Source organism: Dyadobacter bucti (assembly GCF_005869225.1).
In the GTDB taxonomy this organism is placed as follows: Bacteria; Bacteroidota; Bacteroidia; order Cytophagales; family Spirosomataceae; genus Dyadobacter; species Dyadobacter bucti.
The window spans coordinates 900,834-912,109 of sequence record NZ_SWFP01000001.1; the positions used below are offsets into that span (position 1 = coordinate 900,834).

Sequence of the window (11,276 nt, forward strand, 5' to 3'; positions counted from 1 at the left end):
CCTAAGCTATTTTCGCCGGTTTTACATTATACGGCACAGCCCTGATCAAACGGGTATTGTTGAATTCCTCAACAATACGGATGTTCTGGGCCGGGACAATTCCGCGGTTGATCCAGTTCATGACCGTTTCCTGGTTTTTGATACCGAACCGCTTACAATACTCTTTTATCGTAACCCAGTCTGAAAGATCAACTACTTCACCCTGGCTGATCAGATAAGACTGGGCTTCTTTAATAGCTGCATTGGCACCTGCCAACAAACGCTCTATTTCCTGGGATAATTCTTTTGATTCCATCTCAGTTATTAATTCTTTTTTGATTTCTCCCATTCTTCAATCACATCCTGCAACTTCTCAATTGTCTTCCAGATTTCAAGCCGCTTTTCTTCACTAATAACTTCCGAGTTGTCCCAGAGCAGTTGCCTGAGGGCTGCAAGGTGCATTCTGAGGGTAAATATATTCATGAAAATAGTGGTGTGAAAAACGAATTTATAAAATGTTAGTAATACTAACAAATAAATATATACTTAATTAACTCATCCGGGCTGCCAAAAAAGCTAAACTAATCAAAAAAGGGGCCAAGGCCCCTTTCATTATTCTTCATTAGGAAAGATCCCTCTGAGCAAATCCATGATAAAACCGGTGTACTCCAGAACCTTGTAGATATTGTCGGGCGACAGGTTCCAGTCGTTTGTGGGGCGAATGTAGTGCATCGTCATGTCGGTGAGGAGCCTTTCGATGGCGAGTGGATCAATTTCCGAATCCAGATAATTTTGAATGAGTTCTTGCGGCGTCTTGACAAGAGGCCGGCTTGCAGCGAAGTTCTGCATAGTGTTAGTGTAAGTAAAAGTTTGGCGCTGCAAAAAACGGTGCCGCGCTTGCCGTTGCTCAACCCAAGTAAGGGCAATGGTGTTCAATCCATTACGGTAGCTACGACACCGTTTATCGGTATCCATAGTATATAATAGCACCTTGCCACCTGGCAGAAAAATATATGGGGTGCAACTCGTGCACCTTACTTGAATTGAGCGAGGCAAACGTAAATTATTTGATCGAAGAAATCAAAAAGAATTTTCTTGCGGTAGGATTCATTTACAAACGCTCTGCCTCTTACGGAATCACCTGCGCTCTTGGTCGCACATATTTGCCATTTTCATCCAAAGGGCGAGGATCGGCGTAGTCGGGATTTACATATCCCACGGCCTTTTCCTGTTTTGCCAGTTCCGCCTGAAGTTGGGTTTTCAGCTTTTCACCCTCTTTCGATTGATAAAGATTGGAGGTCTCTCCCGGATCTTTACTGAGATCATACAGCTCCGACCAGCCTTCTTCTCCCGGATAAAGGATCAGCTTGCTGTTTTCGGTGCGGACAGCCTTAATGGTCGGCGTGGCAAAACCTCTTTCGTAAAAGTATTCATAGAGAAACGACGTCCGCCAGTCTTTGGCTTTGTCCTCAATGAGCGGCACCCAGCTTTTACCCTGAAACGAAGCCGGTGCTTTTACACCTGCCAGATCCAGAAACGAAGGCGCGGCATCCAGGTTCAGGACAATTTTGTCAATCTTTTTGCCTTTGGGAAACCTGGCCGGATACCGTACCAGCAGCGGAATGCGGATGGATTCTTCATAAGCTGCACGCTTGTCGCCCAGGTCATGTTCGCCGAAGAAAAACCCATTGTCGCTGGAAAAAATAACCACAGTATTGTTATCCAGACCAAGAGAATCGAGGGTTTTAAGTACCCGGCCTACATTTTCATCAACACCTTTCAATGCACCGAAATAATTCCTGATCCGCTGCTCGTTCTTTTCTGTCCAAGTCCCGCCTTTGGCATTGGTTGCATTGGCATTATTGGGCTTGCCTGTATCGATCTGGCCTTTGTAAGGAAAGATATTACCGTCATTTACAGGTTCGGTCAAAGTCACTTTCGCATAAGTTTCCTGGTGCCGCACCGGCGGCTGAAACGGCCCGTGCCCCGACTTGAAAGCCAGCGAAACCAGGAAAGTTTTGTCCTTATTGGCACGGATATAATCAATGGCGTTGGTCGTCGAAACATCATCCACCCAGCCCTGGCTTGGCTGTACTTTGCCGTTCACTTCAATGGGGCAGTCGAAATATTTCCCCTGGCCTACAAAACTGGCCGAATAATCAAATCCCGGCCGTTTTCCGGTTTCATTGCCCATGTGCCATTTGCCAAAAAACGCTGTGTTGTAACCAGCCTTGCGCAATTCGGTGGCATAAGTCACAGTGGTGTCCGCCAGGCCGGTGTGGTTATTGGCGATGCCATTGAGGTGATTGTACCGGCTGTTGAGCAACGTCGAGCGGCTGGGCGAGCAAAGCGAATTGATCACAAAAGCATTCCTGAACCGGACGCCTTCATTGGCCAGCTTATCCAGGTTGGGAGTCGAAAACCAGGGAAACCTGGCCTTGGTCCCCTGCTCCTGCTGCACCACGCTCAACGCATCAAAACGCTGATCATCCGTATAAATAAATACAATATTGGGCCGCACGGTCTTCCCTGCATTTTGCGCCTGGGAAGTGGCAGCAAGGCCAATGAGGGAAGCGAGAAGAATGTTTCGAAGCATGATCTGATGACTTCGGCTTTCGGCAGTCAGCCGTCGGCCTTTTTTTAAGGTTAGTTAAACAAAAACGAAAGCCGATAGCTGCTTGGCCGACCACCCCCTACCATCCCGGATTCTGGTGCCCCTGCAACTTTGGGTTATTGTCAAGTTCCTGCTGCGGAAGCGGGTATAAGTAATGTTTTTCCGAAGCATTTGTTTTTCCGGCTGCGTGCAAAGACTTGATCAGGTACGAATCTGCTCCTGACAGCGGTTTGTAACGGATCAGGTCAAACCAGCGGGAATATTCGAATACGAATTCCAGACGGCGATCTACACGGAGCGAGTCGCGGAACTGTGCCTGCGTCAGTCCCTTGGTAAGATCATCAAGTCCGGCGCGTTGGCGGACTTTGTTGTAAGATGCATAAGCCGCAGCAGTGGGGCCGTCTTTTTCATTGATTGCCTCGGCATTGATCAGCAACACATCCGAAAAACGCAGGATAGGCACATTCGCAGCCGATTGCGCGAGGTTACCTGCCTGTGCCGGATCCCACCATTTGTTGAAATGCGGGTTGGGTTTGGTTGCGCCGGTTACCGGATCTTTGGTCGTTAGCTGGTAAGTCTGGCCGTTGGCCGGACTCACGATGGACGTGATAAAAGTCACGTCCCGGCGTTTGTCTTTGGCCGAATACAACCCATAAACCGCCGGCATTGGCTGTTCTGCAAAGTTTCCGTTCAATCCCGGAATACCCGTCGGCGCCGAGCGCATAGCCTGGTTGTTTCCATGAGAATCGGCATTGGCTTCAAATTGCGCCGAGAAAATATGTTCGATGCCGTTTTTATTGGCCGGTAAAAAAACCTGTGCATAATTGGCAAAAAGACCATAACCAAACGGCCCTTCGATCACTTCGCTGCTTTTGGCAATTGCATTGGCATAATCATAGCGCGTCAGATAAACCTTGGCCAACAAAGAGCGGGCTGCCCCGCCCGTAGCGCGTCCGGCATCAGCGGCTGTATATTTCACACCCGAGCCGAAAGTATCGTTCGGAAGCCCGTGCGCGTCGGTCAGATCCTGAATGATCTGCTGATAAACCTGCTCGGAAGGCGTTCTTTCCACATAAAGATCTTCCGGCGTGAGGGTCGTTGTTTCATGCAAAACCAGTGGAACGTCCCCATACAACCGCACCAGATTAAAGTAATACAATGCTCTCAGAAACTTGGCTTCCAGTACGAGCCTGGTCCGCAGGGTTTCGTCCATATTCACCGTCGGAATGCGGTCAATGGCAATGTTGGCGCGGTTGATAGCATCGTAATGCTGCTGCCAGATCTCCCGCACACGCAAACCGGTGGACGAATGCGAAAGCACGGATTGCGACCGCACGTCGGCATTGGTAGCGCCCGGCCCCGGCTGCACATCATCCGACATCATATCCATACCCGTCGAAAAAAGGACATGGTAAGGTGTCTGGCCGGTGGAATTCAGACGGAAATATATGGCATTGACCGCTGCAACTGCATCCGCCTGGGTTTTAAAAAACTGGTCTGAGGAAACAAACGACTTAGGCGCTTCTTCCAGGTCGACGCAGGACGTCAGCGCACCTTGTATCAGACCCGCCAGAACAACCGATTTCAGAATATTAGTATGGATTTTCATTTCAAGATGCTCTTTTGAATGCTATGTAGTTAAAAAGAAATGGTAAGACCACCCAGGAAAGTTTTGTTGGCAGGGTAAACACCATTGTCCACACCCTGGGTCAGCGTAGCCTGTTCGTTACGGCTCACTTCGGGATCATAACCTGTATACTTAGTCCAGGTAACCCAGTTTTGTGCGGTGACGTAAATCCGCAACTGGCTTATGCCCAGTTTGCCGGTGATAGAAGCAGGCAGCGAGTAACCCAGGCTGAGATTTTTAAGTCTCAGGTAAGACCCATTTTCGATAAACCGGTCTGAAACCGTTACAGCAGGGTTTTCAATGGCGCGGTGGATTACGTTACTTGGGTTGTCAGGTGTCCAGCGGTCAAGCATCGTGGTCGATCCGTTGATATAACCCGTTCCCAATTCCAGGTTCGCCTGGTTGGCATTATAAACCTTGTTTCCCGACTGACCTTGTAATAACACATTCAGATCGAAGTTTTTATACGAGAAATTATTGGTCAACCCAAACAAAAACTTCGGCTGCGCATTTCCGACAATGACACGGTCGTGCGCCTGGGTGATGGTCCCGTCGGGCACGCCATCGGGTCCGCTGATATCCACGTAGCGCTGGCTGCCTGCCTTATCATTTGCGGCAAATTTTGGCAAATTCGCAATATCATCGCCCGTCTGGAAGATCCCGTCCGCTTTCAGAACCAGGAACGAACCGATAGGCGAACCTACCTGCGCAATGGAGTTTCCGGAAATAACCTGCGTCACACCAGGCCCAAGGCTCAGCACTTTGTTTTTATTGGTAGAAAGTACCAGATCCGTTGTCCAGCCAAACTCTCCTTCGCTGTTAACCGTGTTCAAAGCCAGTTCAAGTCCTTTGTTTTCAACACTTCCGTAGTTCTGGAATGCATTGGCATAACCCGAGGTGTAAGGCAGCGGCACGTCCAGCAAAAGTTCCGTTGTTTTCTTGTGATATGCGTCCAGCGTGATATTGATCCGGTTTTTATATAAACCAATATCAAGTCCGGCGTCGTATTGCGCAGTCTGCTCCCAGCCCAGGTTTGGATTTGCGATTCCGTTGGGTGCATAACCCGCAACCAGTTTCCTGCCAAAAAGATAGCTGTAATAAGCTTCCTGCGCCAGCGAAGTGTATGGTGCAATTTCCTGGTTACCGGTGACGCCGCCGCTGATCCTGAATTTCAGGTTACTGATCTGCTGCACATTGCGGATAAAATCTTCTTTACCCAGGTTCCAGGAAAATGCCGCGGAAGGAAAAAAGCCCCACTTGCTTTCTTTTCCCAGACGCGACGACCCATCGGCACGGCCGGTCAGGGTAAGGTTGTATTTACTTCTGAAAGTGTAATTCACCCGGCCGAGGTACGACAGCAACGCCCATTTAAAGTAATTGGACGAAGCATTTTGAAAGACAGTTCCGCCGCCGAGGTTATGATAACTAAAATCATCCGTAACAAAAGTCGCGGCCCGCGCCACTGCATTTTCGGTTGTGGAAGCTTGTTGTGTAATCCCTACTACGGCATCCAGCGCGTGGTCCGCATTGAAGGTTTTGTTGTAGCTCAAAGTATTTTCATTGAGCCAGCCGATGGTGTTTTTGTTACCAATGATCCCCTGCCCGCTGAGGCCGGCCCCTTCCTGCAAACTGGATGGCAGATAACGGTTTTGTTTATTGAGTAAAATGTCCGTTCCGATCGAAACCTTTGCTTTCAGTCCCTCTGCGATCTCATATTCGCCGTAAGCATTTCCGAACCCGCGGAAAATATGTGTTTCGTTGACCTGCAGGTACAAGGTGGCAATCGGATTGGCCAACGGACTGTCGTAAATGCTTCGCAGGGTGAAACCGTTGGCGGAAGTCGCGTCGTAAATGGGCATGGTTGGCGGCATTTGAATAATATTCGGTACCACGTTTTCGGGTGCCACCTGCGCCGATGATTTGCTTCCCGAGAAGTTGATCCCCATTTTGAAACGCCTGCTCATATCCCTGTCCAGGTTGATCCGGAACGAATAGCGCTCGAAATCTGTGTTTTGAAGGATTCCGTCCTGTTTAAAATAATTCCCAGAAACCGCAAAGCGCGTTTTGTCATCGCCACCGGAGAATGACAGACTGTGATTTTGGATGGCCGCCTGCCTGAAAGCCGCATCCTGCCAGTCGGTACCTACGCCGGGCCGGCCTAAACTATCGATTTCAGACTGAGAGAATGCGGGCGCTTTTTTGGAGTCTGCCAATGCATCGTTTTTAAGCAGCGCCCATTGCTGCGCATTCAAAAGAGGCAATGTTTTCAGCACTTTCTGAACCCCGTAATAGCCGTCATAAGTGATCAGGTTTTTTCCTGACTTCCCCTTTTTCGTTGTAATGATTACAACACCATTTGCGCCCCGAGAACCGTAAATGGCGGTTGCGGAAGCATCTTTCAAAATATCTATGGATTCAATATCACTTGGATTGAGCGTCGAAAGCGCGTTGATCGTCGGGCCATTGGTTACGCCGGCGTCTGCATAACTGTTATTGTTGTAAACCGGAAAACCGTCGATCACATAAAGCGGCTCGTTGGCCCCGTTGATAGAGTTCCCGCCGCGGATTTTGATACTTACCGAGCTCCCCGGCTGACCTGACGACTGCGTAACCTGTACCCCCGCTGCCCTGCCCTGCAATGCACGGTCGAGCGAACTGATGGGTACACCTTTGAGATCGCCCGTTGAAATAGAGGAAACAGACCCTGTGAGGTCACCTTTCTTTTGCGTTCCGTAACCGATCACCACCACCTGGTCGAGCACATTGGCCGTTTTGAGGAGCACTTCAATAGGGGCAGCCGAAAGCTCGTAAATTTCTACTTCCTGCTGCTGATAACCCGTCAGACTGATTTGTAGTGTAAAAGGGAAGTCCTTCGGCGCAGGAATGTCAAACTTCCCGTCCGGGTCGGTAACTGCATATTTTGATGTTCCTTTCTGAACAACAGTTGCGCCGGGTAGCGTCTGGCCTTCGGCGTCTTTCACAACTCCGTTCACAATGTCCTGCGCCTGTGCCAGGCCCACTGCCAGTACGAGCAGCGCAAAAATAAAAAATCGCTTCATTATAGAAATCCTGTTAATTGAGTAGTAAATCCTGTAACGATTGTGTGTATACGAGAACGCTTAACGGAAGGTTGGAGGTTGCCTGTTCGGACGTCCCGCCGGTGATCCTATCTGATTGGCCGGTTTGATTTTTTCATAATCCACAACCCCCGTTTTCTCTGCCCAGCGGAAGTAGTCTGCTGAAAGTTCGTTTACAATTTCCGTCCTGCTGGCGGCCAGGTCAGTCGTTTCACCCCGGTCCTTTTGCAGGTCATACAATTCCCATTTGTAGCCGGGATATGTAGAAACGAGCTTCCAGTTTCCTTTTCTGACGGCCCTGTTACCAGCACGTTCCCAGAAGATCGGTTCGCCCCGTTCCACTTGTTCTGTTTTTCCCGTGAGCACAGGAACGAGACTTTTCCCTGGCAGACCATTCGTGGCAACACCTTGGTTTGAGGCAGGATAGGTTGCTTTTGCGAAATCATAAAACGTAGGTGCAAGATCGATCAAATGGCCGGTGCCTTTTACAATACTTCCCGCTTTGATCTGCTTGGGAAACCAGGCAATGAACGGTGCGCTGATCCCTCCTTCATGCATATTGTTTTTATAATTCGAATGCGGTGTGTTGGATACATAAGCCCAGGGCTGATCCTGATACACATACGACCCGGCGGTTCCGGCAGGGCCCGAATTACGCTGCGGCTTGCGGGGCGAAGATCCTGCGTAACCACCTTGCGCACCATTATCGGAGATGAAGATAATGAGCGTGTTATCGTCTTTTTTCAGTGCTTTCAACTTCTCGCGCAGCTTGCCAATGTTCTGATCGACGCGGTCAACCATAGCTGCGTAAATTTCCATTTTGGTTTGCCAGAGCTGTTTTTCGTCAAAAGGCACATTGTCCCAGGGCGTAACTTCATTGTCACGCACAGCGATGGTCTGCTCAGGGTTGGCGATACCGATGGTTTTTTGTCGCTGGATGCGTTCCTTCCGTAGCGAGTCCCATCCTATGCTGTAACGTCCTTTGTATTTGGCAATATCTTCCGCGGGCGCCTGCAAAGGCCAGTGCGGAGCGTTGAACGCCAGGTAGAGGAAAAAAGGTTTGGGCGTTTTGCTTTGCTCTTCCAGGTACGAAAGCGCATGGTCGGTGATCTCGTCGGTCAGGTATTTGTCAGCGGGCAGATTAATCCGCCTGTTGTTTTCCACCAGCTCAACCGGGGGGCCCTGACCATATTTTCCTATGTCGTAATAATTGCTGGCGCCATTGATAAAACCGTAAAACCGGTCAAATCCACGCTGATTGGGCCACGCAAGGCTATCGTTTCCAACATGCCATTTTCCACTCATCAATGTACTGTAACCGGCATTACGCAATACTTCGCCAAACGTAAGCGACTCTTTATTGAGATAACCCTGATAAGCCGGCAGACCCAGGTTCACATTGAAGTAACCTACGCCGGCTTTATGCGGATACTGACCGGTGATCAGCGAGGCACGTGTGGGGGCACAGATGGAATTGTTATAGAATTCCCGAAAGCGGATACCCTCGCTGGCAAGCTGGTCGAGGTTGGGGGTTTTGATCTCGGAGCCGTAAGCACCGATGTCGGAATAACCCAGGTCATCGACCATGATCAGGATAATGTTCGGGCGCGGGGCGGGAGCGGGCTTTTTTTGGGCAAAAACTTCTGACAAGCCAATAAAGGCTGTTATCAGGAATATAAAAATTTTCATAGGTTGGGTAAAAAATGTTACAAGGAAATGCATAGCCACACCAGCCTGTAAACATTACAGGCCGCGGGAATCAGAAATAAAATCGATCAGCTGATATCCTTTTGGAACATCAGCAACAACTGTTTCGCCTTTTCCTGAATGTAAAGAGAGAAGCCACCATGAGGTTAGCAGAGGTTATCCATTCTGAATGGGCGTTCATAATTAAGATAATTTAGATGCTTACAAGTATACTGCCGGTGGTTGACATATACTCTATTAATATTATAGACAAAGTAAGCTTATTGAAACTGCAATACAAAATTTATAAACCTGAATTTTCAGAAAAGAATGTAAACGTATCGTTTGCTTCATGTTCGGAAGTTTTTGTTTTGGACTAAATCAATAATAACTTGTCAAGAAGAACAAATTTAAATAAACTATTGATCTACTAATTTTATAGTTTATTACAATTAACCTGTGACTGCCACGTCAGATTATTAATCCGGGTCTGCAACACTCCGAGTTTTTTTATAAGTTCTGAGAAGGCAAGCTTATCCCCATAAATCATGTTCTCCCGCATTTGCCGGTAGTCACTCTCCCAAGCCGGAAGCAAATGCTCTGGTGGAACGAAAGCAATTTTATCTGGGCTGTGATTGGCATAGTTTACTTCCGCGAGGGCCGTAAATTTTCTGCGGTGGTCGATGATCGAATGATATAAGTGATGATCTGATAATGCCGTCTCAGCGAATGGGGAACAGCTTAGCTTTTCTATGTCATACAAATGCCGGCTCAGGCGGTCAACACGTATTTTTTCAGGATTTTTCTGGAATTCCTCATGCAGCAGGAATATTTTTTCCAGAAATGTCCGTTCCGGATTTACAATAGGTACTAAGATACCTTTATCAGCAAAGGGGCGCCCGCTAAAATTTTCGGCAACCAATGTGGCAAATGATCTTGGTGTGACCGGCTCTTTCAGCGAGCGACAGCCCACTTCCACCAGCACGCCGGGTTTCAAATATCTGTCCGCTTCGGTGAGTTTGGGATAATAAATCTCAATAATAATCGGATCCTGATCCGACTCACCGGTTTTCCGGAAGTCTATTTTTACATCTCTGAACCTGGCTTCTCTAAATTTACCGGCAAGTTCTTCAATGAAAATTGTCGTTAAAAAAGTGACTGATGCTTTTCGCAACTTATTGATTTTTGTCCTGCTCAGTTCACCGGCGAATCCCAGGTACTCCCGATCTATCGCCAGATCGATATCCTCGGAAAAACGCTGGATCAATCCAAAACCTTTGCTCAGCGATGTCCCGCCTTTGAAAATCAGCGCTGGGGCGCAGTCCATAGAAAAAATCAGCGCCAGGGTTTGTACTACCCACCAGTCTTTTTCGACGGCTACGCCGGGCAATCCCATTTGTCGCCCGGTTTCATTGAATATGTTCAGGCGGGTCGCATCGGACAATTGGAGCCATACTTTCAAACTTTTTAAATCAATCATGTGTGTATAGAATAATGTGATGTGGCGTGTACTGCTACTGTGACGGCCGCATGAGCTGGCGGATCCATTCGGGGGCCAGCTTGATGTCATGCTGCAAGTGATAAGGCTTTTCTTCTGCAAGCCTCTCCCTTATGACGCGCATTTCGTTTTCGGTCACATTATTTTTTCCAATTGTACGCAACGCCTGAATCACCAGCCTGCTGATTTCACCAATAGCTGAAACATTTCGCGTACTAGCTTTTTTGAAAGTGATGATTTGGTTACCGACTTTTACCTTACGGGCGGATGAATCTGTATAGTAAACAACATTCATAGGCACCTGGGTCGTGAGCCCCAATTTGTACAGCGCATAGCTTCCGGTGGGAACGGCCCGCGCTTTGTCACGTTTGATGATCGCTTCCGCTATCTCCTCAATTCCTGGTAATACCGGACCCATATTTTCATCCTCAACCGGCCTCGCATACATCCCCGTAGCCACCCGGTATAACTTGCCATCCAGCACCAATCTCTCCAAAACTTTTGACACAGTTTTGGCATTCGAAACATCCAGAAAACTGTCGGTAAAGTATACCACCCCCCCTCGGGAACGGTATATCTTTTCAATTACCTTATCATCAGCACTTTCCATATCAAATCAAATATACGTTTTGTCGCAAATATAGTAAATATTTGCGACAAAACGTATATAGGTTCCATTGGAATTTCTGATGGTGAAACGATGCCACCCTCACGGGGTTAACGGCTCGAACGCGTTATAATCATCTGGAATAATTTTCATCGCGTGGGATTTATAACGTCATTCACACATCTCCG

9 protein-coding genes are annotated in these 11,276 nt (G+C 48.3%); all 9 read right to left on the reverse strand.

Going from position 1 to position 11,276, the window contains the following annotated elements:
* Position 1: 1 nt before the first annotated feature.
* On the reverse strand, positions 2–295 hold the full coding sequence (locus FBF61_RS03305; protein WP_138475728.1) for a hypothetical protein: 294 nt from the start codon (positions 293–295) through the stop codon (positions 2–4).
* Between the two features lie 8 nt (positions 296–303).
* Positions 304–462: a hypothetical protein gene (locus FBF61_RS34430; protein ID WP_166444409.1), complete on the reverse strand. Its 159-nt coding sequence runs from the start codon at positions 460–462 to the stop codon at positions 304–306.
* A 129-nt stretch (positions 463–591) separates the two neighbouring features.
* Positions 592–954, reverse strand: a complete 363-nt coding sequence (locus FBF61_RS03310) for a hypothetical protein (RefSeq protein WP_138475729.1) — start codon at positions 952–954, stop codon at positions 592–594.
* Positions 955–1,108: 154 nt separating this feature from the next.
* Entirely contained in the window at positions 1,109–2,575 is a 1,467-nt protein-coding gene (locus tag FBF61_RS03315; protein ID WP_138475730.1) for a sulfatase family protein, read from the reverse strand.
* Positions 2,576–2,672: 97 nt separating this feature from the next.
* A complete protein-coding gene (locus FBF61_RS03320; protein WP_138475731.1) occupies positions 2,673–4,202 on the reverse strand; it encodes a RagB/SusD family nutrient uptake outer membrane protein in 1,530 nt (509 codons plus the stop codon).
* A 29-nt stretch (positions 4,203–4,231) separates the two neighbouring features.
* Entirely contained in the window at positions 4,232–7,279 is a 3,048-nt protein-coding gene (locus tag FBF61_RS03325) for a SusC/RagA family TonB-linked outer membrane protein (protein ID WP_138475732.1), read from the reverse strand.
* 60 nt (positions 7,280–7,339) lie between these two features.
* Positions 7,340–8,986, reverse strand: coding sequence for an arylsulfatase (locus FBF61_RS03330; RefSeq protein ID WP_138475733.1), 1,647 nt, complete (start codon positions 8,984–8,986; stop codon positions 7,340–7,342).
* Between the two features lie 433 nt (positions 8,987–9,419).
* Complete coding sequence (locus FBF61_RS03335) at positions 9,420–10,463, reverse strand: nucleotidyl transferase AbiEii/AbiGii toxin family protein (RefSeq protein WP_138475734.1); 1,044 nt, start codon at positions 10,461–10,463, stop codon at positions 9,420–9,422.
* Positions 10,464–10,497: 34 nt separating this feature from the next.
* The gene (locus tag FBF61_RS03340) at positions 10,498–11,091 is read right to left on the reverse strand and encodes a DUF6088 family protein (protein ID WP_138475735.1); all 594 of its coding nucleotides are present in this window, start codon (positions 11,089–11,091) and stop codon (positions 10,498–10,500) included.
* Between the last annotated feature and the right edge of the window lie 185 nt (positions 11,092–11,276).